The sequence below is a fragment of the Modestobacter caceresii genome (assembly GCF_000761485.1).
GTDB lineage: Bacteria > Actinomycetota > Actinomycetes > Mycobacteriales > Geodermatophilaceae > Modestobacter > Modestobacter caceresii.
Window position 1 is genome coordinate 1 of record NZ_JPMX01000008.1, and the last position, 23,467, is coordinate 23,467.

General features: G+C 74.1%; 25 protein-coding genes and 1 tRNA gene. 12 read left to right on the forward strand and 14 right to left on the reverse strand.

What is annotated here, in order from left to right; translation table 11 throughout:
* The coding region (locus IN07_RS02440; RefSeq protein WP_197058320.1) for a lytic transglycosylase domain-containing protein at positions 1-976 on the reverse strand (976 nt) is incomplete at its 3' end.
* Between the two features lie 204 nt (positions 977-1,180).
* Positions 1,181-2,293: an NAD(P)/FAD-dependent oxidoreductase gene (locus tag IN07_RS02445; RefSeq protein WP_036333261.1), complete on the reverse strand. Its 1,113-nt coding sequence runs from the start codon at positions 2,291-2,293 to the stop codon at positions 1,181-1,183.
* 81 nt (positions 2,294-2,374) lie between these two features.
* On the opposite strand from IN07_RS02445, the gene IN07_RS02450 reads away from it, so the two are divergent.
* Both IN07_RS02450 and IN07_RS02455 read left to right on the forward strand, forming a co-directional pair.
* Entirely contained in the window at positions 2,375-2,968 is a 594-nt protein-coding gene (locus IN07_RS02450; RefSeq protein ID WP_036333263.1) for a carboxymuconolactone decarboxylase family protein, read from the forward strand.
* Positions 2,965-3,834, forward strand: coding sequence for an RNA polymerase sigma-70 factor (locus IN07_RS02455; RefSeq protein WP_036333265.1), 870 nt, complete (start codon positions 2,965-2,967; stop codon positions 3,832-3,834). The genes IN07_RS02450 and IN07_RS02455 overlap by 4 nt, the downstream gene beginning before the upstream one ends.
* A gap of 6 nt (positions 3,835-3,840) precedes the next feature.
* Here IN07_RS02455 and IN07_RS02460 read toward each other — a convergent pair whose 3' ends face one another.
* A complete protein-coding gene (locus tag IN07_RS02460; RefSeq protein WP_036333267.1) occupies positions 3,841-4,674 on the reverse strand; it encodes a helix-turn-helix transcriptional regulator in 834 nt (277 codons plus the stop codon).
* A 101-nt stretch (positions 4,675-4,775) separates the two neighbouring features.
* Between IN07_RS02460 and IN07_RS02465 the strand changes: the two genes are divergently transcribed.
* Entirely contained in the window at positions 4,776-5,471 is a 696-nt protein-coding gene (locus tag IN07_RS02465) for an SDR family NAD(P)-dependent oxidoreductase (protein ID WP_036333269.1), read from the forward strand.
* Between the two features lie 86 nt (positions 5,472-5,557).
* On the opposite strand, the gene IN07_RS02470 is transcribed toward IN07_RS02465, so the two are convergent.
* A complete protein-coding gene (locus IN07_RS02470) occupies positions 5,558-6,385 on the reverse strand; it encodes an SDR family oxidoreductase (protein WP_036333271.1) in 828 nt (275 codons plus the stop codon).
* A 103-nt stretch (positions 6,386-6,488) separates the two neighbouring features.
* Between IN07_RS02470 and IN07_RS02475 the strand changes: the two genes are divergently transcribed.
* Positions 6,489-7,442, forward strand: coding sequence for a helix-turn-helix domain-containing protein (locus IN07_RS02475; RefSeq protein ID WP_081975126.1), 954 nt, complete (start codon positions 6,489-6,491; stop codon positions 7,440-7,442).
* Between the two features lie 17 nt (positions 7,443-7,459).
* Here IN07_RS02475 and IN07_RS02480 read toward each other — a convergent pair whose 3' ends face one another.
* Positions 7,460-8,662: an HNH endonuclease signature motif containing protein gene (locus IN07_RS02480; protein WP_036333273.1), complete on the reverse strand. Its 1,203-nt coding sequence runs from the start codon at positions 8,660-8,662 to the stop codon at positions 7,460-7,462.
* Positions 8,663-8,928: 266 nt separating this feature from the next.
* Here IN07_RS02480 and IN07_RS02485 point away from each other — a divergent pair, with 266 nt between their 5' ends.
* The 3 genes from IN07_RS02485 (at position 8,929) to IN07_RS02495 (ending at position 10,921) form a co-directional block, all read left to right on the forward strand.
* Complete coding sequence (locus tag IN07_RS02485) at positions 8,929-9,336, forward strand: YciI family protein (protein ID WP_036333275.1); 408 nt, start codon at positions 8,929-8,931, stop codon at positions 9,334-9,336.
* Positions 9,333-10,481: an RNA polymerase sigma factor gene (locus IN07_RS02490; protein WP_036333277.1), complete on the forward strand. Its 1,149-nt coding sequence runs from the start codon at positions 9,333-9,335 to the stop codon at positions 10,479-10,481. Before IN07_RS02485 ends, IN07_RS02490 begins: the two co-directional genes overlap by 4 nt.
* 71 nt (positions 10,482-10,552) lie before the next feature.
* Entirely contained in the window at positions 10,553-10,921 is a 369-nt protein-coding gene (locus tag IN07_RS02495; RefSeq protein ID WP_036333279.1) for a VOC family protein, read from the forward strand.
* Here IN07_RS02495 and IN07_RS02500 read toward each other — a convergent pair.
* On the reverse strand, positions 10,911-11,693 hold the full coding sequence (locus IN07_RS02500; RefSeq protein WP_036333282.1) for an alpha/beta fold hydrolase: 783 nt from the start codon (positions 11,691-11,693) through the stop codon (positions 10,911-10,913). The genes IN07_RS02495 and IN07_RS02500 overlap by 11 nt on opposite strands.
* Positions 11,694-11,733: 40 nt before the next feature.
* Positions 11,734-13,122 (reverse strand): MFS transporter, encoded by a 1,389-nt coding sequence (locus tag IN07_RS02505; protein ID WP_036333368.1) that lies wholly within the window; start codon positions 13,120-13,122, stop codon positions 11,734-11,736.
* Between the two features lie 101 nt (positions 13,123-13,223).
* Between IN07_RS02505 and IN07_RS02510 the strand changes: the two genes are divergently transcribed.
* Positions 13,224-14,090 (forward strand): helix-turn-helix domain-containing protein, encoded by an 867-nt coding sequence (locus IN07_RS02510; RefSeq protein ID WP_036333284.1) that lies wholly within the window; start codon positions 13,224-13,226, stop codon positions 14,088-14,090.
* Positions 14,091-14,165: 75 nt separating this feature from the next.
* Here IN07_RS02510 and IN07_RS02515 read toward each other — a convergent pair whose 3' ends face one another.
* The 3 genes from IN07_RS02515 to IN07_RS02525 are packed head-to-tail and all read right to left on the reverse strand — an operon-like array spanning position 14,166 to position 18,174.
* The gene (locus tag IN07_RS02515) at positions 14,166-14,828 is read right to left on the reverse strand and encodes a response regulator (RefSeq protein WP_036333286.1); all 663 of its coding nucleotides are present in this window, start codon (positions 14,826-14,828) and stop codon (positions 14,166-14,168) included.
* Positions 14,825-15,988 (reverse strand): sensor histidine kinase, encoded by a 1,164-nt coding sequence (locus tag IN07_RS02520; RefSeq protein ID WP_052090598.1) that lies wholly within the window; start codon positions 15,986-15,988, stop codon positions 14,825-14,827. The genes IN07_RS02515 and IN07_RS02520 overlap by 4 nt, the downstream gene beginning before the upstream one ends.
* Positions 15,988-18,174, reverse strand: coding sequence for an MMPL family transporter (locus IN07_RS02525; RefSeq protein ID WP_036333288.1), 2,187 nt, complete (start codon positions 18,172-18,174; stop codon positions 15,988-15,990). Before IN07_RS02525 ends, IN07_RS02520 begins: the two co-directional genes overlap by 1 nt.
* A gap of 150 nt (positions 18,175-18,324) precedes the next feature.
* On the opposite strand from IN07_RS02525, the gene IN07_RS02530 reads away from it, so the two are divergent.
* The gene (locus tag IN07_RS02530) at positions 18,325-19,698 is read left to right on the forward strand and encodes an RNB domain-containing ribonuclease (RefSeq protein ID WP_231557959.1); all 1,374 of its coding nucleotides are present in this window, start codon (positions 18,325-18,327) and stop codon (positions 19,696-19,698) included.
* Positions 19,699-19,817: 119 nt separating this feature from the next.
* Here IN07_RS02530 and IN07_RS02535 read toward each other — a convergent pair.
* Positions 19,818-19,890: transfer RNA gene (locus IN07_RS02535), tRNA-Ala, on the reverse strand.
* Positions 19,891-20,220: 330 nt separating this feature from the next.
* Here IN07_RS02535 and IN07_RS02540 point away from each other — a divergent pair.
* On the forward strand, positions 20,221-20,841 hold the full coding sequence (locus IN07_RS02540) for a DedA family protein (RefSeq protein ID WP_156119004.1): 621 nt from the start codon (positions 20,221-20,223) through the stop codon (positions 20,839-20,841).
* 22 nt (positions 20,842-20,863) lie between these two features.
* On the opposite strand, the gene IN07_RS02545 is transcribed toward IN07_RS02540, so the two are convergent.
* Positions 20,864-21,286 (reverse strand): VOC family protein, encoded by a 423-nt coding sequence (locus IN07_RS02545; protein WP_036333294.1) that lies wholly within the window; start codon positions 21,284-21,286, stop codon positions 20,864-20,866.
* A 10-nt stretch (positions 21,287-21,296) separates the two neighbouring features.
* Positions 21,297-21,743, reverse strand: coding sequence for a helix-turn-helix domain-containing protein (locus tag IN07_RS02550; protein ID WP_197058322.1), 447 nt, complete (start codon positions 21,741-21,743; stop codon positions 21,297-21,299).
* A 56-nt stretch (positions 21,744-21,799) separates the two neighbouring features.
* On the opposite strand from IN07_RS02550, the gene IN07_RS02555 reads away from it, so the two are divergent.
* Positions 21,800-22,072 (forward strand): helix-turn-helix transcriptional regulator, encoded by a 273-nt coding sequence (locus tag IN07_RS02555; RefSeq protein ID WP_036333296.1) that lies wholly within the window; start codon positions 21,800-21,802, stop codon positions 22,070-22,072.
* Positions 22,069-22,551 carry a hypothetical protein gene (locus tag IN07_RS02560; protein WP_036333298.1) on the forward strand — a complete coding sequence of 161 codons (483 nt, stop codon included), beginning with the start codon at positions 22,069-22,071 and terminating at the stop codon, positions 22,549-22,551. The genes IN07_RS02555 and IN07_RS02560 overlap by 4 nt, the downstream gene beginning before the upstream one ends.
* Positions 22,552-22,562: 11 nt before the next feature.
* Here IN07_RS02560 and IN07_RS02565 read toward each other — a convergent pair whose 3' ends face one another.
* Positions 22,563-23,426, reverse strand: a complete 864-nt coding sequence (locus IN07_RS02565; RefSeq protein WP_036333300.1) for a M23 family metallopeptidase — start codon at positions 23,424-23,426, stop codon at positions 22,563-22,565.
* Between the last annotated feature and the right edge of the window lie 41 nt (positions 23,427-23,467).

The following is a 23,467-nucleotide window of genomic DNA, read 5'->3' on the forward strand; positions in this document are numbered from 1 at the left end:
CAGGCGGCTCGACAGCCGGCGGCGGCTCGATCGCGGGCGGCGGGGCGGGGGCGGCCGGTGGCACGGTCGGCGCCGGACCCTCCGGGGTGGGCACCGGTTCCGGCGTCGTCCCGGCGTACGTGGCGGACAGCCCGAGCACCGTGGCCACGTAGCTGTCGGAGTGGTTGTAGGCGAAGACGGCGCGCGACTGGCCCTCCGGCGTGGAGAGGTCCCCACCCGCGGCGCAGAGGTACTTCCCGGTGGCGACGGCGGCGTCGTTGATGTTGAAGGGGTCGCGGCGCCCGTCGCCGTTGCCGTCGCTGTCGTACATCGCCCAGGTGGTCGGGATGAACTGCATCGGGCCGACGGCGCGGTCGTAGACGGTGTCGCCGTCCAGCAGGCCGTCGTCGGAGTCGAGGATCCGGGCGGTGTTGTTGGTGCCGTCGAGCGGGATGCCGATGATCGGCGGGCTCGACAGCCCGTCGGTGTGCAGGGTGGCGCCGGCGAAGCGGCCGTGGTTGGACTCGACCCGGCCGATGGCGGCGATCAGGGTCCAGCTGATGCCGCAGTCGGCGGAGAGCCCGGCGGCGCGCTGGTAGGCCGTCAGTGCGGTCGACGGGATCCCGCTGGCGGCCAGTGGCGACGCCTCGCCGGTCGGGGCGGTGGCTGTTGTGGCGGTGGCTGTCTTGACTGTGGCTGTCGCGGGAGCGACGCTGGGATCGGCGTCGGTCGCGATCGCCACGGTCTCCAGCAGCGGTTCGAGCGGTGGCGCGAAGACGTCCCGCAGACCGGACGGCGGGCGGGGCACGAGCGCGTCGGCCTCGACGGCCATCAGGCGGGAGGACTGCGGTGGCGCCGGAGCGGCACCGGGTGCGGCGCTGGCCGCGGGGAGGAAGGCGACCAGGGCGGTGGTGATGCCCGCGCTGGCGACGACGCCGGGTGCCCGCACCCGGCTCGACCGGGTCTTCGTGTGCCGTCCGCGGCGGGCCCGGCTCATCAGCCGAGGACCTGCACGTGCTCGCATGGCATGACTTCAGGCACCAGTTCCCCCTGTGGCCGTCAACCTGCTGCAGCCGGGCGGGCATCGAACGATGCCCGGCTCCGGACGAGGACGACCGTAAACCGGGCCCCCCGGCTGCGCCATGCCCGTTCGGTGAACTCCTGGCAGCCGGCTGTGGTCGGCGCGCGACGCGTACGACGGTCACACCGCGAAGCGGGCGGGCCGGAACGCATCGAGCAGGGGGCTCCGCTCTCCGTCCAGGACCTCGCCGGCGAGCAGTTCGCCGGCGATGAGGCCGAGCGTCGCGCCGCTGTGGGTGAAGGCGACGGTGAGTCCGTCGATGCCGGGGACGGCGCCGAGCACCGGGTGCCCGTCGCCGGGGATCGGCTTACGCCCGACGCCGTAGGACGCGCAGGACAGCACCGGCCGGCCGGCCAGCACCTGCGCCGTTTCGGACAGCAGCCCCTGCACCGTCGAGTCGCGGACGTCGAACGTCCCGTCGTCCCGGCGCACCACCTCCTCCTCCGACCAGCCGGCGTCCAGGACGATCCCGCCGCCCAGGGCGGGCCGGAGGGCCACTCGCGGCGTGTTCAGCACGGCGCGGAGCCGGTGCCCGAACGGCGGGGTGCGCACGAGCAGCGCATTCGAGGTGGCGTCGGGCAGGTGCACGCCGAGACCGGCGAGGGTGCGCGGGACGTCCGCGCCCGTGGCCAGCACGACGGCGTCGGCGTCGAGCACGTCACCGGTGCCGGTCCGCACGCCGACGACCCGGCCGCCCTGCACGACGACCTGGCACGGACCGGCCGAGGTGCGCACCACTCCCCCGGCAGCCCGCAGGTCCCGCACCAGCTGCGCGATGAGCGACGGCAGGTCGACCCAGCCCTCGTCCGGGTTGAGCAGCGCGCCGTCGTCCGGGATCGCGCCGGCGTCCACCCCGGGGAGCCGCGCGGCGACGTCCGCCCGGCTCAGCCACTCGGCCGGGTAGCCGATCTGACGCTGGTGCTCGAACGAGGCGCGGACGCCGTCGCCCCAGCGGAGGCCGCCGTCGAAGGCGATGTGCGCAGTCGAGTCGGGGCGGGCGGAGAAGGCCCGGTAGCGATCGAGGCCGAGCATGCGGAGTCGGTGGTACCCCGGTGGGAAGTCGCCGGCCGAGTTCAGCCAGGACAGGGACCGTCCCGACGCGCCGCTGGCCGGCTCGCCGTCCGTCACGAGCGTGACCCGGGCTCCCCGGGCGGCCGCCTGCGCCGCGGCCGACGCCCCGAGCACTCCCCCGCCCAGGACGACGAGCCGCACCTGGTCACTGCCTCCGCTCACCCCCGCAGTCTCCCCGAGGGGTGTCACACCCGGCGCTCGGCCGGTGTCTCCATGTCGACCCACCACACACCTGGAGGAGACATGACGAGCAGCACCCGCGTCCCGGCGACCGAGGTCACCGGCGTCTACGGAGCCCTGGTCAAGGCGATGACCCGCAGGATGTTCGGCGCGGTGCCGGAGTCGATCGGCGTGATGTGGCACCACCCGCCGGTGTTCAAGGCCCTGATGGGGCTCGGCCGGAAGTCCGACTCCTGGGACCGGCTGGACCGCGACCTGGCGTCGTTCGCGTCCATGGCCGCGGCCAGCACGATCGGCTGCAGCTTCTGCCTGGACCTGCACCACTTCCTGACCCACGACCGCGGACTCGACGAGGCCCGGGCGCGGGAGGTGCCGCGGTGGCGGGAGTCCGACGTCTTCACCCCCCTGGAGCGCCGGGTGATGGAGTACGCCGAGGCGATGAGCCAGACGCCGCCGGCGGTGACCGACGAGCTGTCGGCCGCCCTGCTCGCCGACCTCGGCGCGCCCGCGTTGGTCGAGCTGACTGCCAGGATCGGTGCGATGAACCTCAGCGCCCGGACCAACGTCGCGCTCGGCATCCGGTCCGCGGAGTTCTCGGCGTCCTGCGGCCTGCCGCCGCTGGCGGCCCCGTCACGGGAGGACGTCGCCCCGGCATGACCGACGACCCGTTCCTGGCCCACCGCAGCCTGCTGTTCACCGTCGCCTACGAGCTGCTCGGCTCGGCCGCCGACGCCGACGACGTCGTGCAGGAGACGTGGCTGCGGTGGGCCGAGGCGGACCGCACGGAGGTGCGCGACCCGCGGGCGTACCTGGTCCGGGTCATCACCCGCCAGGCGCTCAACCGGCTGCGCACCGTGTCCCGCCGCCGGGAGGACTACGTCGGCGAGTGGCTCCCCGAGCCGCTGCTGACCAGCCCGGACGTCGCCGAGGACGTCGAGCTGGCGGAGAGCGTCTCGCTGGCGATGCTGACCGTGCTGGAGACGCTGGGGCCGACCGAACGTGCGGTGCTGGTGCTGCACGAGGTCTTCGCCGTGCCGTACGAGGAGATCGCCGAGGCGGTGGGCAAGTCGGGCGCCGCCGTCCGGCAGATCGCGCACCGGGCGCGGGAGCACGTGGCCGCCCGCCGTCCGCGGATGGTGGTCGACCCGGCCGAGCAGCAGCTGGTCGTGGACCGGTTCCTGGCCGCGCTCACCGGCGGCGACGTGCAGGCACTGCTGGACGTGCTCGCCCCCGACGTCGTGGTGGTCGCGGACGGCGGCGGCCTGGCGCCCGCTGCCCGGCGCCCGCTCGCCGGCCGGGAGCGGGTGGCCGGGGCGCTGTCCCGGTTCGCCGAGCTCGCGCCCGGGGTGCTGATCACCACGCCGCTGATCAACGGTGGGGTCGCCGCCCGGATCGACCCGGGCGGCGAGTTCGACACGGCGATCACCTTCGTCGTCGAGGACGGCCGGATCGCCCGGATGTACGCGGTGCGCAACCCGCACAAGCTGGGCCGGCTCGACGAGGTGGCGGAGCTCCGGCGCTGACGGCCGTCAGGTGGACGGTCCGCCGACCTCCGCCAACCCGAGGGTGCGGATGAGGTCGAACCGGGAGGCGTCCTCGGTGCCCGGCTCGGCGGTGTAGGTGACGATGCGCAGATCGGTGCCGATCACGGTGAGGACGTCGCAGTCCACGGTCACCAGGCCGACGCGCGGGTGCACGAAGGTCTTCGCCTGGAACCGGTGCTCGACCACCGTGCCCTCGGCCCACAGCTGCGCGAACCGCGGGTCGGGCTGCAGCTCGGCGAGCAGGGCCCGCACGGACGGGTCGTCCGGGTAGCGGACCTGGGCACTGCGCAGGTCGGAGACGAGGGCACGCTGGTGTCGTTCCAGGTCACCGTCGCTCGACACCACCTGCGGCGCCCGGCCGGCGAACTCCGCGGCGACCAGGTTGAGGCCGGCCGGCATGTCCCCCAGCAGGGCACGCCAGGCCGCGTTGGCGGTCAGCAGGGTCCAGTGCGCCGTCCACACGCCGATCGCGACGTCCGGGAGCCGGGCCAGCAGCCGCTGCACGCTGGCCGGGATGTGGGTGGGGACGGCGCTGGGCAGCGGCGCGGGCAGGCCGGCGGCGAGGTACAGCTGGTCGCGCTCGAGGTCGGACAGCTGCAGCACCCGGGCGAGCGAGGCGACGACCTGCGCCGAGGGGCGGTCGGCGCGGCCCTGCTCCAGCCGGACGAGGTAGTCGACCGAGACGCCGGCCAGCAGGGCGACCTCCTCCCGGCGCAGCCCTTTGGTGCGGCGCTGCCCAGTGGGGAACCCGACCGCGGCCGGCTGGAGGCGTTCCCGCCATGCGCGCAGCAGCGCCGCGAAGTCCCCTCGGTCGGCCATGAGCTCATCGTCGTCCACCGCGGCCGGGATGGGTGGTACTGCCAGTCATACGGTCGGACGGGACCACCGGACGCCGCCCGATCGGGGGCACCGTCGGTCGCATGACGACGACATTGATCACTGGCGGCAACAAGAGCCTCGGCTTCGAGGCGGCCCGGCGGCTGAAGGACCTCGGGCACCGGGTGGTCATCGGCGCCCGCGACGCGGAGCGCGGTCAGCGCGCGGCCGAGGAGCTGGGCGTCGACTGGGTGCGCATCGACGTGACCTCCGACGAGTCGGTGGCGGCCGCGGCCGCCGAGGTGCGCGAGCGCGTCGGCGGGCTGGACGTGCTGGTCAACAACGCGGGCATCTCCGGGCCGATCGGCGCGGTGGAGGACTACACCGCGGCGGACCTGATGGCGGTGCTGGACACGAACACCGGGGGGATCGTCCGGACGACGCACGCCTTCCTGCCGCTGCTGCGCGAGTCGGCGGCCCCGGTGATCGTGAACGTGACCAGCGGGCTCGGCTCGTTCGCCGTGCGCTCCGACGAGTCCCGGATCGAGCACTCGGTCCCCTCGCTCGGGTACTCGGCCAGCAAGGCGGCGGTCAACATGCTCACCTCCGTCTACGCCCAGTTCCTCCCGGAGCTGCGGATCAACACGGTGGACCCGGGCTACACGGCCACCGACTTCAACGGCCACGCCGGCCTGCAGACCGTCACCGAGGGCACCGACGCGATCGTCGCGATGGCGTCGATCAGCGCGGACGGCCCGACCGGCACCTTCACCGACCGGCACGGCGCCGTCGCCTGGTGACCTGCGCTTGGGCCCGGGCCGGTCCCCGGCCGGCCCGGGCGGCGCGGAGCGCCCTCCGCTGGGGTGCCTCGCGCCGACCGTTCCGGTCAGGAGTCGGTGGCGGCGGCGGTGGCCCGCTGCGCGCGGACGGCGTCCAGCCGGGCCTCGAGTGCCGCGGTCATCCCGGCCCACGAGTCGCTGCCGAGCACGAGGCGGAGCGGCGCGGGGTCCCGGTCCACGCTGTCGATCATCGCGGCGGCCATCCGGGCCGGGTCCCCGATGACGCCGGGCGGCCCGCCGTCCCGGAAGGCGCGGACCGCCGCGGCCGGCGAGACGTCGTAGGCGTCGAGCGGCTCGGCGAACCGCAGCCCGCTGGAGCCGAAGGCGGTGCGCGCGCCACCGGGCTCGACGATGGTGACGCCGATGCCGAACGGCGCAACCTCGGGGGCCAGCGCCTCGCAGAAGCCCTCGATGCCCCACTTCGAGGCGTTGTACAGGGAGGAGCCCGGCCACGCGGCCTGGCCGGCCATCGACGACAGCTGGAGGACCCGCCCGCCGCCGGCGGCACGCAGGTGCGGGAGCGCGGCGCGGATGAGCTGGACGGAGCCGAGCAGGTTGGTGTCGAGCTGGTGGCGGACCTGCTCGTCGGAGAGCTCCTCGGCGGCGCCGAACAGCCCGTACCCGGCGTTGCTGACGACGACGTCGAGCCGGCCGAAGTGGGCCCGCGCGTCGTCCACGACGGAGCGGATGCGGTCGGTGTCGGTGAGGTCGAGGCGCTGGACGGCGAAGGTGTCGGGGTGGGTGTCGACGAGGTCGGCGACCGCGTCGGGCCGCCGGACGGTGCCGACGACGCGGTCGCCGCGGGCGAGCAGCTGCTCGGCGAGCTGGCGGCCGAAGCCGCTGCTCACCCCGGTGATGAGCCAGGTTCGTGTCATGCCCCCAGCGTCGATCGGCCGCGTGCCGGCAACCAGGCCCCCGGCGAGGGGGGTGCCGACAGGGACAGCCACGTGAACGGCGCCGCGACCTACCGTTTCGGACGTGGCGGAGAACCTGATCGGCGAGTACCTGCGCGCCCGGCGTGAGCAGGTGCGCCCTGAGGACGTCGGGATCGCGGTGACCAACCACCGTCGCGTGCCGGGGTTGCGCCGCGACGAGCTGGCGATGCTGGCCGGGGTGAGCACCGAGTACTACACGCGGCTCGAGCAAGGGCGTGACCGGCACCCGTCGGCGCAGGTGCTCGACGCGGTGGCGCGGGCGCTCGGCCTGGACGGCGCGTCGACCGCGCACCTGCACGACCTGGCGGACCCGGCACCCCGCCGCCGGCGCACGCAGCGCCGTGCCGAGCGGGTGCGACCGAGCGTCACCCAGCTGATCGCGTCGTGGGACCACACGCCCGCCTTCGTGCAGGGCCGCCACCTCGACGTGCTGGCGGCCAACCGGTTGGCCGTGGCGCTGTCGCCGCTGTTCACCCCGGGCACCAACCTGTTGCGGACCGTGCTCCTGGAGCCGGGCCGGTTCGGCTCCTCGGCCGAGCTGGAGGCGACCGCCGTCGACCTGGTCGCCGTGCTGCGGAGCGCCGCCGGACCGGACGTCGACGATCCGCGACTGGCCGAGCTGGTCGGCGAGCTGTCGGTGCGCAGCGACCTGTTCCGGCAGCTCTGGGCACGCCACGACGTACGCCAGCACCCCGGCGGGGGCGTGTACCGGATGCAGCACCCGCAGGTCGGTGACCTGGAGCTGCGCTACGACAAGTTCTCCGTCGCGGACGCCGACGACCAGGTGCTGGTGGTCTACCAGGCGGAGCCGGGTTCCCGGTCGGCCGAGTCACTGGCCCTGCTCTCCACGATCGCCGGGGCTGCTGCGGCCGATCCTCAGACAGGGAACCGTGGTGGCCAGGCGCTCGACCCGACGACCGTGCACTCCGTGCAGCAGCCGGGACATCGCTCGGTGCTGCCGAGACCGAGCGGCATGCCGGGGCCCGGGCGCGACTGAGCACCGGGCCGAACAGTTCAGTGCAGGAGCGGACCGATCAGGATCTCGGTGCCGTCGGGTCGCCAGGTACGCCATCGACCACCGGGATCTCGTTCCACCCGGAACCCGTGGTGGACCTTGGTGTGGTGCCGTTCGCACAACAACGCTGAGTTCCCCAGCGACGTCTCCCCACCGTGCAGCCAGTGGATGAGGTGGTGGACGTCGCACCACCAGCTCGGGGCGCCGCAGCCGGCGAACACGCAGGCCTCGTCCCGCCGCTCCACGGCCTTGCGCAGGCCCGGGGTGACGACCCGGTGGTCCCGGCCCAGGTCCAGCGGCACCCCGTCGGGGCCCATGACGATGCGGGAGACGCTGGCGTCGCAGGCCACCCAGCGGGCACGGGCGGCGGAGATCGTCGCGCCGAACCCGGTGCTCGCCGCCCCCGGGCCGGTCACGGGGTCGATCAGGTCGTCCAGGTCGATGCCCACGACGACGTGCGGCTTGACGGTGCGCAGGATCGGCAGGTCCCCGGAGGCGAGCTGGTTGTCACACAGCTGCACGAGGGCGTCGGCGTTCTGCCGGGCGCGGGTGCGCTCATCACCCTTGGGCCGGTTGGCCTGCACGATCGACTCGATCGCCGCCTGCACCTTCTCCCCACCCACCGCATCCAGGTCGAAGCGGCCGGTGATGCTGCCGTCGGCGTGCTTGGCGATGCTCAACCGGCGGCCCTCGGTGGGATCGGGCTCCGGGCCGTCGGGGTCGAGTGCGTCCTCGAACGCCTGCACCGCGGCCACCAGCGACTGGTGCGGCGACTCGGCCGCCACCTGCGCCCACACCCGATCGAACGCAGCCAGGTCGACCCCCTGCTCGGCCGCTCGAGCCCGCTCAGGCTCCCCCACGGCACTGGCGACCACGTCCATCTGTGCCGCGGTCACCGACCCCTCGGCGAACCCGGCCGACAGGGCCGGGAAGTGCTCCAACGCCCGCCCCGACCGCAGGATCCGCGAGGCGTCGCTCGCCGCCAGCCGGGTGTGCCCGGTCAGCCACGACCGCATGCTCTTCAACCCGTCGTGCTCGGCGGCCTGCATGGCGTCGGCGCGGCGCACCGTGCGGGTCAGCTCCGCGGCGATCCGGTTCTGCACAGCCACCAACTCGGCGACCCGCTCCAGCACACCGCCGTCCGTCAGCCCGTGCAGCTCCTCGGCCGCCAAGGCGTCGAGAGCCGACATCAACTCGCTCACGACACCTCCCGCAGCATTCGAACGTGTGTACGAATACTAGCGCGGACGAGGACAGCGGGCGACCTGAATCCCCAGGTCAGACGCTCGTCCACAGATGTCCGAGACACCTTGACAGGCCACGGGAGGGCAGTGCCCAGATGCCCGATGAGCGGCCGACGGTGAGAGCACCGCCGTTGAGCGACGTCCGATGTCGAGAACGCGCGACCGGTTCCGTCTCCCGGGTGTCCGCGGCCACGATGGCCGCACCACCAGCGAGGAGATCCACGATGGCCAAGTACCTGATGCTCAAGCACTACCGCAACACGTCGAAGTCGCTCGACTGCGCGCCGATGGACCAGTGGACGCCGGACGAGGTCTCGGCCCACATCCAGTACATGAACGACCTCGCGGCGAAGCTGACCGAGACCGGCGAGTTCGTCGACGGCCAGGCGCTCGCACCCGAGGGCACCTGGGTCCGCTACGACGGCGAAGGCCGTCCGCCGGTCACCGACGGGCCGTTCGCCGAGACCAAGGACCTCATCGCCGGGTGGATGGCCATCGATGTCGACAGTTACGAGCGCGCCGTCGAACTGGCCGGGGAGCTCTCAGCGGCCCCCGGCCCGAGTGGTCAGCCGATCCGTGAGTGGCTGGAGCTGCGCCCGTTCCTGGGCGCACCCCCCACCATCACCGAGTGACCCCACCGGTGGACGACGTCCTGGTGCGCAGTCTGGTGCCGGGCGTGCTCGGCGTCCTCGTCCGTCGCGGAGCCGACTTCGCGGCGGCCGAGGACGCCGTCCAGGAAGCACTGGTCGAGGCGGTCCGCAGCTGGCCGACCACCCCGCCGCGGGAACCGACCGGCTGGCTGGTCACGGTGGCCTGGCGCAAGTTCCTCGACGCGACCCGGGCGGAGACCACCCGCCGCCGCCGGGAGGAGACCGTCGCCGACGAGCCGCCGTCCGGGCCGGTGCCCTCGGCGGACGACACGCTGCAGCTGTACTTCCTGTGCGCCCACCCGTCGTTGACGCCCCCGTCGGCGGTGGCGCTCACGCTGCGCGCCGTCGGCGGGCTGACCACCCGCCAGATCGCTGCGGCCTACCTGGTGCCCGAGGCGACGATGGCGCAGCGGATCAGCCGGGCGAAGCGCACCGTGTCCGACGTCCGCTTCAACGAGCCCGGCGACGTCGCCACCGTGCTGCGCGTGCTCTACCTGGTGTTCAACGAGGGCTACTCCGGTGACGTCGACCTGGCTGCGGAGGCGATCCGGCTGACCCGGCAACTCGCCGCCGCCGTCGACCATCCGGAGGTGGCGGGCCTGCTCGCCCTGATGCTGCTCCACCACGCGCGGCGGGCCGCGCGCACCGCTCCCGACGGCAGCCTGGTGCCCCTCGCCGAGCAGGACCGCGGCCGGTGGGACACCGCGCTGATCAGCGAGGGGGTCCAGGTGCTGCAGGCCGCCCTGGCCCGCGGCCGGCTGGGCGAGTACCAGGCCCAGGCCGCGATCGCCGCGCTGCACGCCGACGCGCGGTCCGCCGCGGACACCGACTGGGTCCAGATCGTGGAGTGGTACGACGAGCTGGTCCGGTTGACCGGCAGCCCGGTGGTGCGGCTCAACCGCGCGGTCGCCGTCGGTGAGGCCGACGGTCCGCGCGCCGGCCTGGCAGCGCTCGCCTCGGTGGACGCCTCGGTCCCCCGCTTCGCCGCCGTCCAGGCGTACCTGCACGAGAAGGACGGCGACCGGACGACGGCGGCGCGGCTCTACGCCGAGGCGGCCGCCCTGGCGGGCAACGCAGCCGAGCGCGATCACCTGACCCGCCAGGCGGCCCGGCTCAACTCCCCATGACGACGGGGACGATGACTTCCCCGTCGTCCCGGAGTCAGTGCTGCGAGGCGCCCGATCCCGGAGGAGACCCCATGCCCACGATCCTGCCCATGATCCTCACCCCCGACCCCGAACACCTGAGGGACTTCTACGTCGGGGCCCTGAGCGCGCAGGTGGTCGAGCGGACGCCACCGGAGGACGACGGCGACCCGCCGTTCTTCCTCACCCTGCGCATCGGTGACTCGGCACTGGGGCTCATCCGGGAGGCCGAGCCGCCCGCCGGCAACCGCACCCTGCTGGGGATCGGCGTCGACGACGTCGACGCGCTCCTGGACTCCGTGCGCTCGCACGGCGGCTCCGTCACCGGCGGCCCGACCGACATGGCGTGGGGCATGCGCGTCGCCCACTTGAGCGACCCGGACGGCAACCCGATCAACCTCCAGTGCCCCATCAGTGACTGAGGCGGGCGCGGTCGATCCACTCGCGGAGCAGTGCGCCGAACACCTCGGGCCGCTCGTGCACGAGGGCGTGGCCGGCGTCGTCCACGATCGCCAGGGTGGCGTTCGGGTGGTCGCCGAGCAGGCCGGCCGCGTCGGCGTACCCGACGGTGGAGTCGCGGCGGCCGGCGACGATGAGGGTGGGCCCGTCGTAGCCGCCCAGGTCGATCGACCACCCCGCGAAGACCCGCTCCAGCGCCGCCTCGTCGACCAGCGTCGTGCCGGGGACGACGTGGTCGCGGTAGCGGCGGGCGGTCGTCCGGGTCCGGACCACGAAGTACTCGTCGAACCCCGGCCGCTGCTCCGGCGCGAGCTCGTCGTGGGCGTCGTCGTCCTGGCGGACCACCTGGTGCTCGGGGACCTGTCCGGCCCGCTCGCCGAGCGGGCACACCAGCGCGAGGCCGCGCACCAGGTCCGGACGGCGGGCGGCCAGGCCCCGGGCCAGGTAGGCGCCGTAGGAGTGCCCGAGCAGCAGCACCGGCTCCTCGGCCAGCTGCTCGACGAAGCCGGCGAGCAGCGTGACGACGTCGTCGTTGCTGGCCAGGGCCTCGGCCGTCGAGCGGCCCATCCCGGGCAGGTCCGGGTAGACGCGGCGCAGTCCGACGTCCGGGACGACGGCCTCGACCGCCGCCTCGATCTCGCGGTGGTCGACGCCGGCACCGTGCAGCGCGACGAGCGGCGGGCCGGTCCCGTGCTCGACGGAGTGGACCGACACCCCGTCCACCTGGCTGTCCATGCCGGCACGCTAGTGAGCAGTCCCCCGCCCCCGGTAGAGGTCACCGGCGCGGCGCCGACCGCCCGCCGAGGCACACCGCCACGACCACCGCGCCGAGCAGGCAGAGTGCACCGTTGACCGCGATCGCCGTCGTCACCCCGTCGAGCACCCCGGCGCCACCGAGCACCACCGCGGTGACGACGGCGCTCATGACCGGCGTCCCGAGCGTGATGCCGATCTGCTGGCTCATCGTGGTCAGCCCGGTCGCCAGGCCCTGCTCGGTCTCGGGCAGCCCGGACGTCGCGGTGACCATGAACCCGACGATGACGACGAGGTTGGCGACGCCCCCGACGAAGGTGGCCGCCAGCACCAGCCAGATCGACGCGGCGGCCTCGGAGACGAAGACCAGCGACAGCGTCGCGACGGCCTGGACGACGAAGCCGCCGACGATCGCCGTCCGGTTGCCGAACCGGCCGATCACCCGGGGCCCGAGCAGCCCACCGGCCACGGTGCCGAGCCCCAGGACGGCGAAGGACAGCCCGGCGCCGAGCGGGCTGTAGCCCAGCACCTCCTGCAGGTACAGGGTGAGCAGGAAGACCAGCGACGTCTCGGTGACGAAGGCGAGCGCCCCGGCGATGTTGCCGATGGCGACGCTGCGCCGGCGGAGCACCGACAGTGGCACCAGCGGGGACGCCGTCCCCCGCTCGACGGCGACGAAGGCGACCAGCAGCGCCACTGCAACGGCGAAGGCGAGCAGCGTCAGGCCGTCGGTCCAGCCGTGCGACGCGGCGCGGGTCAGCCCGAAGACGAGTGCGAGCAGCCCGAGCGTCACGGTCGCCGCACCGGGGATGTCGAGCCGGCTGCGCTGATCGGCCGGGCGCTCGGCGAGCACCCGCGGCGCGACGATCAGCACGAGCACGGCGACCGGGACGTTGAGGAAGAAGGCCCACCGCCAGCTGAGCAGGTCGGTCAGCAGCCCGCCGAGGACGGCGCCGGTGGTGAACCCGGCGGCCATCAGCGCACCGTTCAGCCCGAGCGCCCGGTCGCGGGCAGGGCCTTCGGGGAACGTCGCCAGGAGCAACGCCAGCGCGGCCGGGACGACGATCGCGGTCGCGACGCCCTGGGCGACCCGGGCGGTGAGCAGCACCGCCGGCGTGGTCGCCAGCCCGCCGAGCAGGGAGCCGGCGCCGAGCAGGGCCATGCCGAGCAGGAACATCCGCCGCCGTCCGACGAGGTCGGCGACCCGGCCCATGAGCAGGGTGAGCCCGGCGGCGCAGAGCGCGAAGGCGGTGGCAATCCACTGCAGGTCGGCGAGACGGAAGCCGACGTCCGCGCCGATGGTGGGCAGGGCGACGTTGAGGATGGAGAAGTCGACGGCGAGGGTGAAGCTCGCGGTGAGGAGCACGGCGAGGGCGGCGCGCTGCCGGACGGGTGCGGCGAGGGTGGTCACCCCGGCGACGCTGCGCCCGCGGCCGCCGGGCAACCACACCCCCGGGTTCCTGTCACTGGCAGGGACAGGCTGGGTGTTGTGACCGGCGGCAGGATGAGCCCATGACCGAGCTCGGGGAGTTCCTGCGCGTGCGCCGCGCGGCGTTGCAGCCGGCGGACGTCGGCCTGCGCGGCTACGGCGCGCGGCGGGTCCCCGGGCTGCGGCGCGAGGAGCTGGCGATGCTGGCCGGGGTGAGCTCCACGTACTACGCGCGGCTGGAGCAGGGGCTCAGCGCGAACGCGTCGGAGGCGGTGCTCGATGCGCTGGCCCGGGCGCTGGAGCTGGACGCCGACGAACGGGCGCACCTGCGCACGCTGGCCCGCACCCCCACCCGCCGCCGTTCCCGGCCGCGCCCGGACGTGATCCGCCCCGGGATGCTGCGCCTGATCGAGTCGATGCCGGACACCCCGGCGGTGGTGCTGGGCCGGCGCAGCGAGGTGCTCGGCTGGAACGCGCTCGGGCACCGCCTGGTGGCCGGGCACCTGCCCTTCGACTCACCGCACCGCCCGGCCGAGCGCCCGAACATGACCCGCCTGCTGTTCCTCGATGCGCACACCCGCGAGCTGTACAGCCGGTGGGACGACGAGGCCCAGCGGGCGGTGTCGTCGCTGCGGGTGCTGGCCGGCCGGTCGCCGGACGACGAGGAGCTGACCCGGCTGGTGGGCGAGCTGACCGTGCAGAGCGCGGAGTTCGCCCGGCTGTGGGCCCGGCACCCGGTGGCGAACTGCGTGTCCGGGACCAAGCAGTTGCGCCACCCGGAGGTCGGCGAGCTGGAGGTGGCGTTCGAGGTGCTCACCCCACCCGACGACGCCGGCCACCGCGTGCTGCTCTACACCGCTGCGCCCGGGACGCCGTCCGCCGCAGCCCTGGACCTGCTCCGCCGCAGCCGAACGGCCTCCCCGACCGGGGTATCGTACGGCGCTTCCTGACCCGTTCCGCAGCAGGGGCCACGGGCCCCGTCGGGGCCGACCGCGACGTCGCGCTGTCGGTGGTGCGGTAGCCGGTCAGGGCGCTCGGACCAGCCCCTCCTGGTAGGCGATGACGACGAGCTGGGCCCGGTCGCGGGCGCCCAGCTTCGTCATGGCCCGGTGCACGTGCGTGCGCACGGTCAGGGGGCTCACGACCAGCCGGTCGGCGATCTCCTGGTTGGACAGGCCGAGCGCGGCCAGCCCGGTGATCTCGCGCTCGCGGTCGGTCAACCTCGGGAGCAGTCCGCGCGGCAGGTCGCCGATCCCGTCCGGACTGGCGAGGAAGCGGTTCACCAGCACCCGGGTGGCGACCGGCGAGAGCAGGGCCTCCCCGTCCACGACCGTCCGGATCCCGGCGAGCAGCTCGGCAGGTGTGACGTCCTTGCCCAGGAAGCCGCTCGCCCCGGCGCGGAGTGCGTGCGCCACGTGCTCGTCGGACTCGAAGGTGGTCAGGATCAGCACCCGCGTGCCCGCCAGGTCGGGAGCTGCGCAGATCCGCCGGGTCGCGGCCAGCCCGTCCAGGAGCGGCATCCGGATGTCCATCAGCACCAGATCCGGGTGGTGCTGATGGGTGAGGTCGACCGCCTCCTCGCCGTTCGCGGCCTCGGCGACGACCGTGAGGTCGTCCTCGGAGTCGATCAGCATGCGGAACGTCGAGCGCAGCAGCGCCTGGTCGTCGGCCAGCAGCACCCGGATCATCGGGGTCCTTCCCAGGGCGTCAGCGGGACGGCGAGGGTGACGGCGTACCGGTCCTCCCCCGCCGGGCCGGCGTGCACCGTCCCGCCGAGGGCGAGCGCGCGCTCGCGCATCCCGATCAGCCCGTAGCCCGATCCCACCGGACCGGGCCGGACGCCGGTGTTCACCACCTCGACGCAGAAGGTGTCCTCGGTGCGGCGCACGGTGATCGTCACCGCCGGCTCGACCGCGTGCTTGGTGACGTTGGTCAGCGCCTCCTGGACGACCCGGTACGCGGTGACGTCGACCAGCCGGGGCAGGCACTCCAGCGCCCCTTCGCGGAGCACCGTGACCTCGATGCCGGCCGCCCGGCAGGGCTCGACCAGCTCGTCGAGCTGGTCGAGCCCTGGTGCCGGGACGGTGTCCACCGGGAGTTCGTCGTCGGAGGTGCGCAGCACCGCCACGGTCGCCTTGAGCTCCTGGAGCGCCGCCGACGTGGAGATGCTCAGCCCGGCCAGCAGCTCCCGCGCCTGCTCGGGACGCTTGTCCAGGAGGTGCTCCGCGGTCCCGGCCTGCGCGTGGGCCACCGTCAGGTGGTGGGCGACGACGTCGTGCAGCTCCCGCGCGATGCGCAGCCGCTCCTCCCCCACCCGGTGCCGGACCTCGTCGTCCCGGCTGCGCTCGGCGTCCTCGGCGCGGGCCCGGACCACCCTGAGATAGGACCGGTGGGCCTGCGTCGTCCGCCCGGCGAACACCGCCGGCAGCAGCCACAGCGCGACGCCGACGGTGCGCAGCACCAGCGAGCCGCCGGTGGGGGTGTCGATCAGGCCGCCGAGGATCACCGCGGCCACCGCGGACCCGGTCCACCAGGCGACCGCCCGCACCGACCCGACGACCGCGAGCCAGTACAGGCAGCCGATCAGCGGGGCCAGCAGCAACGGCGTCGGCAGGTAGCCCAGCGCGCACGCGGCGGTCTCGCAGCAGATCGCGACGGCCGTCGCGGCGCGCGGCCACCGGGCCGCGGTGAACAGCGCGCCGCTGGCGACCAGGCTGAGCAGCACGCCGGGGACGAGCACGGCCGGACCGACGATGCCTTCGGTGTCGATGCTGGTACCGAGGGCGGCGAAGAGGAACGCGACGAGCGCGGCCGCCGCGTCCCGCCCCCCGATCCGGCCGGTGCTCATCAGCGGTTGCTCAGCGCCAGGTCCGGTTGCGCCTGGCCCGGTGCGGGGGCCAGCGACGCACCCTCCACGTCGACGTTCGGCAGCAGCCGGTCGAGCCAGCGCGGCAGCCACCACGCCCGCTCGCCGAGCAGCTGCAGGACGGCGGGCACCAGCGTCAGGCGGACGACGAAGGCGTCGAAGAAGACCGCCGCCGCGAGCCCGAGACCGACCATCTTGATCAGCGGTTCCGACGCCGCCGCGAACCCGCCGAAGACCGCGATCATGATCACCGCGGCGGCGACCACGACCTTCGAGCTCTGCGCGAAGCCCGTGCTGACCGCCTGGCGGGCAGGCACACCGTGCACGTGCGCCTCCCGCATCCGCGACACCAGGAACACCTCGTAGTCCATCGCCAGCCCGAACACGATCCCCACCAGCAGGATCGGCATCAGGCTCATGACCGGGCCAGTCTGCTCGACACCGAGCAGATCACCTGCCCAGCCCCACTGGAAGACCGCGACGATCACCCCGATCGAGGCGAACAGCGAGAGCAGGAAGCCGGCCGCGGCCTTGATGGGCACCCAGATCGAGCGGAAGACCACCAGCAGGAGCAGCACCGCGAGACCGACGACGAGCGCGACGTAGGGCACGAGGGCCGACTGGGTCTTCTGCGCCATGTCGATGTCGAGCGCCGTCGTCCCGGTGATCTCGTAGCTCACCCCTTGGTCGCGTTCCACGGCCGGGCGGGCGTCGCGCAGCGACTCCACCAGCGCCTCGGTGCGCTCGTCGGTCGGCCCGGTGGTGGGGACGGCGGTGAGGATCGCGGTGTCGCCCTGCGCGTTGAAGGTCGGGGTCGACACCGAGGCCACGCCGTCGGTCGCTGCGAGGTCGTCCGCGACGGCCGTCACCGCGGTCTGCGGGTCGCTCGCACCGCGGGCGTCGACCACCACGGTCAGCGGACCGTTGGAGCCGGGGCCGAACGCCTCGGCCCGCAGGTCGTAGGCGCGGCGCTCGGTCGCCGTGGTCGGCAGCGAGGCGTCCCCGGGAGTGCCCAGCTGCAACGACAGCGCCGGGACGGCGACCGCGGCGAGCACCGCGACCCCGGCCACCGTGACCAGCAGCGGCCGGCGCTGCACCAGCCGCATCCAGACCCGGGCCACCGGCACGCGGGGGTTCGTGCCGGTCCCGCGCCGCTGCGACCGCGAGCGAGCCCGGTTCGGGAACATGCCCAGCAGCGCCGGGACCAGGGTCAGCGCGACCAGGACGGCCACGACGACGGCGCCCGCGGCGGCCAGCCCCATCTTCATCAGCGACGGGATCCCGACCACGAACAGCCCGGCGAGCGCGATCACCACCGTCGTCCCGGCGAAGACGACCGCCGAACCGGCGGTGCCGACGGCGCGGCCGGCCGCCGTCTCGGCGTCGTCGTGGGTGAGCCGTTCCTCCTGGTACCGGGAGACGACGAACATGGCGTAGTCGATGCCGACCGCGAGCCCGAGCATCAGCGCGAGCATCCCGCTGGTGATCGCCATGCCCAGCGGGCCGGCCACGGCCCAGACGCCCAGGAACGAGATCGCCACCCCGATGATCGCGGTGAGCAGCGGCAGCCCCGCGGCGACCAGCGACCCGAAGGTCATCAGCAGGACGAGGGCCGCGATCGCGACCCCGATGAGCTCGGTGGCGCTCATGCTGGTGGGGCTCTTGAGCGCCGAGCCGCGCATCTCCGCGGTCAGCCCGTCGTCCCGCGCCTGCTCGACGGCCTCCTCCAGCAGGGCGCGCGACTCGTCGGTCACCTCCGCCGACGGCACGTCGTAGGTCACCGACGCGAAGCCGGTCGTGCCGTCGGCGCTGATGCTCGTGCCCGCCGAAGGCGGCACGACCCGGGACACCTGCGGGCTGTCGGCGGCGGTGGCCAGCGCCGCCTCGACGGCCGCCTGGTTCACCGGCGCCTCCAGCGATCCGCCGTCCGGAGCGACGAAGACGAGGGTCGCCGATGCGCTGTCCGTGGGGGTGTCCGGGAAGCGCTCGGCGAGGAGGTCGAACGCGTCCTGCGACTCGACGCCCGGGATCGTCGCCCGGGTGTTCACCGGGCCCTCGGACGTGACGGCGGCCGTCACCGCCCCGGCGAGGACGAGCAGCCAGAGCACAGCGACCGACCACCGCCGGCGGAAGGAGAAGCGGCCGAGACGATCGAGCAGACCTGCCATGTCGGTACACCCCAGTTGTCGTGGTGGTTGTCCCGAGCAGCGTTTCGTCCAGGCAGTGGTCCCGTCGTCGTGCAGGCGCAGGCTCCGACTACGCAGATCGCAGTACCCGACCCCTCGTGCCAGGGTGGCGGCGTGGCTCGCGTGCTGAGGGTGTCCGGACCGCTCGACTTCGCCGCGATCCGGGCGGAGGCCGGGGTGCCCGACGAGTTCCCGGCCGACGTGCTGGCCGAGGCGGACCGGGTCGCCGCCGACCCACCGCTGCCCGACCGCGACGCCAGCGACCTGCCGCTGGTCACCATCGACCCGGCCGGTGCCCGCGACCTGGACCAGGCCGTGCACCTGGCCCGCACCGCGGGCGGCTACCGCGTGTCCTATGCGATCGCCGACGTCGGCGCCTTCGTGCCGCTCGGCAGCGCCATCGACGCCGAGGCCCGGCGCCGCGGCCAGACCGTCTACTCCCCCGACGGCCGGACGCCGCTGCACCCGCCACAGCTGTCCGAGGGAGCAGCCAGCCTGTTGCCCGGCCAGCTCCGGCCGGCGGCGCTCTGGACCATCGACCTGGACGCCGAGGGCGAGGTCACCGCCGTGGACCTGCGCCGCGCCCGGGTGCGCAGCCGGGCCCAGCTGGACTACGAGTCGGTGGGCGCTGACGTCCCCGTCGAGTTGGAGCTGCTGCCCGAGATCGGCCGACTCCTGCAGGCTCGCGCCCGGGACCGGGGTGCGATCGAGCTGGGCACGCCGTCCCAGGAGGTGGAGCCCGGACCCGACGGTGGCTGGACGATCGCCTTCCGCGGCCAGTCCGACGTCGAGGGGTGGAACGCGCAGATCTCGCTGCTCACCGGACGGTGCGCGGCCCGGCTGATGCTGGACGGCGGAGTCGGGGTGCTGCGCACGCTGCCGCCGGCCGACCCGGGCTCGGTCGACACCCTCCGCCGGCTCGCTCCGGGGCTCGGCGTCGACTGGCCGGACGGCGCCGGTCCCGGCGACGTCATCGCCGGTCTGGACCCGTCGCGGCCCCGGCACGCGGCGTTCCTGGACGCCGCCGCCTCACTGCTGCGCGGGGCGGCCTACACCGCGTTCGACGGCCCGCCGCCCGCCCAGCCCGGACACGGTGGCGTCGGCGCGCCCTACGCGCACGTGACCGCGCCGCTGCGCCGACTTGTCGACCGGTTCGGCACCGAGGTCTGCCTCGCGCTGGCCGCCGGTGAGCAGCCGTCCGCCGAACTGCGCGCCGCACTGCCAGAGCTGCCTGGGCTGATGGCCGCCTCCGACCGGCGCACCCGCGATGTCGAGCGCGCCGTCATCGACCTGGTCGAGGCCACCGTGCTGGCCGGCCGGGTCGGGGAGGTGTTCGACGCCGTCGTGCTCGACGCGGACGAGAAGCGGTCCACTGTGCTGCTCACCGAACTGGCCGTGGAAGCCCGCTGCGACGGGCGGTTGACCCCGGGCGAGCGGGTCCGGGTCCGGCTCGTGACGGCCGACCCGGCCACCCGCACCGTGCGGTTCGCCGCCGCTGAGGACTGACCGGCCAGCCGGCCCCATCCCGGACGCGGTGCCGCTCTCCCGTCCGAGGTGGGCGGCCAACGGCGGCCAGGAAACGAGTTCGGACCAGGGCCTTCCGAAGAAGACCCTGGTCCGAAGGGTGGAGCTGAGGGGACTCGAACCCCTGACCCCCACACTGCCAGTGTGGTGCGCTACCAGCTGCGCCACAGCCCCTTGCCGACCCGGTCTGGTGTGTCCGAGCCGTGGAGAACGATACATCGCGGTGGACGGCACCCGGCGAGGGGGGCCCTCACCGGGTGTCGTGTCGTCAGCGCTGCACGCCGGGCCTGCCGCCTCGACGAACTCTCGACGGTGCGGGGCGCCGACCTCGGCGCGCTGCTGACACCGACATGTCCGGGTCGGGTCAGGGCATTCCCCGATGGTCCCGCCGACCGGTCACCGCCAGGCTCGCGACAGCGAGTGTCAGCGGGGCCGATCAGTCTGGGCGGCGGGCAGGGTCAGGAGCAACGTGGGAACGACGGGATCGGCCGGTGGACGGCGGTGGTGAGTGCGGCGCTGGAGCAGGTCGGCAGCTGGCCCGCCGTGCTCGTGCTGAGCGTCGCTGCCCTGCTGCTGGTCCTGGAGAGCGGCGTCGTGCTCGGCGTGCTGCTGCCCGGGTCGACCACCCTCGTCGTCCTCGGGCTGTGGTCGGCGGTCTCGGACACCCACCCAGCACTGCCGATCGCGGTGGCCGCCACGGCCAGCATCGGCGGCGCGCTGTTCGGGTGGCGGCAGGGACACCGGCGGCGCAGCACCGGTGCCCGGCCCGGCCGGCTGCGCGCGCGGGTCGACCCCGCGGTGCGCTGGGCCCGCGACTGGCTGACCACCCAGGGGCCGGGTGGCAGCGCCGTCGTCCTCGCCGTCGCCCAGTGGGCCGCGGTCAGCCGCACCCTGACGCCGCGGGTGGCCGGTGGCGCCGGCGTGCCGCTGCGGCTGGTCGCCCCGGTGCTCCTGGTCAGCGGCACGGCCTGGGCGTGCACCGTCGTCCTGCTCGCCCGCGAAGTCGGCGAGCGGGTGGCGACCGACGCCGGGCTGGCGCCGGTCCTCGTCCTCCTCGCCGTGCTCGCCGGGCTGCTGCTGCGCGCCCGGCTCACCCGGCCCCGGCCCGTGACAGGAGGGTCCTGAGGCGGGCGGGGCCGGGATCCCGTCAGACGGACGGCGGCGGGGTGAGCTGGGCGACGCGGACGTGGTTGCCGAACGGGTCGCGGAAGCCGAAGTCGATCCCGTAGGGCTGCACGACCGGCTCCTCGGGGATCTCCACGCCCCGCTCCCTGAGCTCGGCGTGGGTCTTGTGCGCGTCGTCGGTGCTGAAGAACAGGTGCCCGCCGGCGGCGCCCTTGGAGATGAGGTCACGCACCTGGGCGGCGATCTCCTCGCTGTAGCCGGGCGGGCCTGGCCGCTCCAGCAGGACGGCGTGCCCCGGGTCGGTGGGCAGCGCGACGGTGAGGAAGCGCATCGGGCCGAACTGCATGTCCGTCTGCACCTCGAAGCCGAGCTTGCCGACGTAGAAGTCGAGCGCGGCGTCCTGGTCGGGGACGAAGACCTGGCTGATCGTGATGGTGTTCAACATGATCAGGACGCTAGGGGCGAGCGTCGTCCCCGGGCTTCTCCGAAACTGCGCTGCCCGTGCTCGGCCGCAGCCAGCGCATGCCGAAGCAGCTGGGCACCGGTGCCAGCGGCCCGCGCCGGCGGTAGACGCTCGGCGGCTCCCCGACGATCTCGGTGAACACCCGGCTGAACGTGCCCAGGCTGGAGAAGCCGACGGCCATGCAGATGTCGGTGACGGTCTCCTCGCTGCTGCGCAGCAGCCACATCGCCCGCTCCACCCGGCGACGCTGCAGGTAGCGGTGCGGCGTCTCCCCGAAGGTGGCCCGGAAGGTGCGGATGAAGTGCGCCTCGGAGACGCAGGCGACCCGGGCCAGGGTCGGGACGTCGAGCGGCTCGGCGTACGAGCGGTCCATCGCGTCCCGGGCCCGCAGCATCCGGCGGTTCGAGTCCTCGCTCGCCCGGCTCACGAGCGTGAGCATGACAGGGACCACGGACGGGGTTGTCGGTCCACTGCCCCCCGTAGTACTTTTGCTACATGGCACCACGCAAACACTCCGACGAGGTGGAGCTGTACAACCGGCTCACCCTGCTTCGCACCGAGCGCGGCATGTCCCGCCAGGAGCTGGCCGACGCCGTCGGCGTGCACTACCAGACGATCGGCTACCTCGAGCGCGGCGAGTACAGCCCCAGCGCCACCCTCGCGCTGCGGCTGGCCGCCGTCTTCGGCCTCCCGATGGAGGCGGTCTTCTCGCTCACCCCGTTCCGCACCCTGTCCGAGCAGGTCTACGGCACCAAGGAGCCCTCATGAGCACCCCCACCCGCACCCAGCGCCGAGCCGAGCGCCTCGACGACCCGCGCTTCGAGCGCTTCCGCACCCTGCGCGCCCGCCGGCTGCTGGTCGCGGCCCTCTGTGGCCTGCTGGCCGTGGAGGCCGTCCTGTTCCTGTTCATCGAGGCGTCCCCGGTCGCCGTCCTGATCCCGCTGAGCCTGGTGATCGTGGCGTTCGTGTTCTGCCTGGGCATGCTGAAGGCGAGCACCCGCGGCATCGAGGAGCTCCCCGCCGATGCCCTCGACGAGCGCCAGTGGCAACTCCGCGGCGAGGCCTACGCGCGCGCCTACCGGATCGGCTTCGGACTGCTGGTCCTCGAGCTCGCCGCGGTCGTCACCTGGCGGGTCCTCGAGTGGGGCACACCGGGCACCGGCGTCCTGACCGCTGCCGTCCTGCTGCCCTTCCACGTCGGCCTGGTCCTGCCGACGATGGTGACCGCCTGGTCCTCGCGGGCCTGAGGAGGGACCGACTACAGCTCGACGCCGCGCTCGCGGAGCCAGGCGACCGGGTCGACGCGCTTGCCGTCCACACCGCCGGAGTGGACCTCGAAGTGCAGGTGCGGGCCGGTCGACTGGCCGCGGCTGCCCAGCAGGGCGATCTGGTCGCCGGCGCGCACCACGTCACCGGCCGCGACCGTGATCTTCTCCATGTGCCCGTAGACGGTCACGTCGCCGCTCACGCCCAGGATGTAGACCACCAGGCCGTAGCCGCTGGCCGCACCGGCGCGGAGGACGACGCCGTCCTCGACCGCGTACTCCGGGGTCAGCATCGGCGCCGCCAGGTCGATGCCCCAGTGCATGGTGCCCCAGCGCGGGCAGAAGCAGCTGGTCAGCCGGGCGCCCTTGATCGGCGGTGAGGCCTTCGGCCGGGCCGCCTCCGCAGCCGCCTCGGCGGCCTCGGCGGCGGCGGCCTGCTCCTGCGCCACCCGTTCGGCCCGCGCCTGGCGGGAGGCAGCGACCTCCTCCAGCCGGGCGCGCGCCTCGACCTCGGTGATCGCCAGCTGCGGGCTCAGCTCGGTCTCCAGCAGCCCTTCGGCGTCCGAGCCGAGCAGCTCCTCCACCGCGACCGACTCGCGGGCGTCGGCGGCGGGCAGCGCCTGCGTGCCGACCAGTGCGACCGTGGCCCCCACGACCAGCGCCGCGAGCAGCGCGGCCGGACGCCGGCGGGCGACCGCCCGCGGGGCAGCCGGGAGCGCGACCGGCCAGGACCCGGAGACCGGGGACCCGGACGACGAGGACCCGGAGTAGGGCGAGACCGAGGGCTGGGAACCCGAGGACGGTGCGACCTCACGTCCGCGGCTGCGGACCGTGGTGCCGGCGTGCCTCGAACCCATGCGCCTGCCTCTCCTGGAACCCCCGGCATCCCCCTACGGCT

What these genes read in the sequence shown, in the direction of transcription:
- IN07_RS02450 (WP_036333263.1), top strand. Translation starts at nt 2,375, where the DNA reads ATGACGAGCAGCACCCGCGTCCCGGCGACCGAGGTCACCGGCGTCTAC.
- IN07_RS02455 (WP_036333265.1), top strand. Translation starts at nt 2,965, where the DNA reads ATGACCGACGACCCGTTCCTGGCCCACCGCAGCCTGCTGTTCACCGTC.
- IN07_RS02460 (WP_036333267.1), bottom strand. Translation starts at nt 4,674, where the DNA reads ATGGCCGACCGAGGGGACTTCGCGGCGCTGCTGCGCGCATGGCGGGAA.
- IN07_RS02465 (WP_036333269.1), top strand. Translation starts at nt 4,776, where the DNA reads ATGACGACGACATTGATCACTGGCGGCAACAAGAGCCTCGGCTTCGAG.
- IN07_RS02470 (WP_036333271.1), bottom strand. Translation starts at nt 6,385, where the DNA reads ATGACACGAACCTGGCTCATCACCGGGGTGAGCAGCGGCTTCGGCCGC.
- IN07_RS02485 (WP_036333275.1), top strand. Translation starts at nt 8,929, where the DNA reads ATGGCCAAGTACCTGATGCTCAAGCACTACCGCAACACGTCGAAGTCG.
- IN07_RS02495 (WP_036333279.1), top strand. Translation starts at nt 10,553, where the DNA reads ATGCCCACGATCCTGCCCATGATCCTCACCCCCGACCCCGAACACCTG.
- IN07_RS02500 (WP_036333282.1), bottom strand. Translation starts at nt 11,693, where the DNA reads ATGGACAGCCAGGTGGACGGGGTGTCGGTCCACTCCGTCGAGCACGGG.
- IN07_RS02510 (WP_036333284.1), top strand. Translation starts at nt 13,224, where the DNA reads ATGACCGAGCTCGGGGAGTTCCTGCGCGTGCGCCGCGCGGCGTTGCAG.
- IN07_RS02515 (WP_036333286.1), bottom strand. Translation starts at nt 14,828, where the DNA reads ATGATCCGGGTGCTGCTGGCCGACGACCAGGCGCTGCTGCGCTCGACG.
- IN07_RS02520 (WP_052090598.1), bottom strand. Translation starts at nt 15,988, where the DNA reads ATGAGCACCGGCCGGATCGGGGGGCGGGACGCGGCGGCCGCGCTCGTC.
- IN07_RS02525 (WP_036333288.1), bottom strand. Translation starts at nt 18,174, where the DNA reads ATGGCAGGTCTGCTCGATCGTCTCGGCCGCTTCTCCTTCCGCCGGCGG.
- IN07_RS02545 (WP_036333294.1), bottom strand. Translation starts at nt 21,286, where the DNA reads ATGTTGAACACCATCACGATCAGCCAGGTCTTCGTCCCCGACCAGGAC.
- IN07_RS02550 (WP_197058322.1), bottom strand. Translation starts at nt 21,743, where the DNA reads ATGCTCACGCTCGTGAGCCGGGCGAGCGAGGACTCGAACCGCCGGATG.
- IN07_RS02555 (WP_036333296.1), top strand. Translation starts at nt 21,800, where the DNA reads ATGGCACCACGCAAACACTCCGACGAGGTGGAGCTGTACAACCGGCTC.
- IN07_RS02560 (WP_036333298.1), top strand. Translation starts at nt 22,069, where the DNA reads ATGAGCACCCCCACCCGCACCCAGCGCCGAGCCGAGCGCCTCGACGAC.
- IN07_RS02565 (WP_036333300.1), bottom strand. Translation starts at nt 23,426, where the DNA reads ATGGGTTCGAGGCACGCCGGCACCACGGTCCGCAGCCGCGGACGTGAG.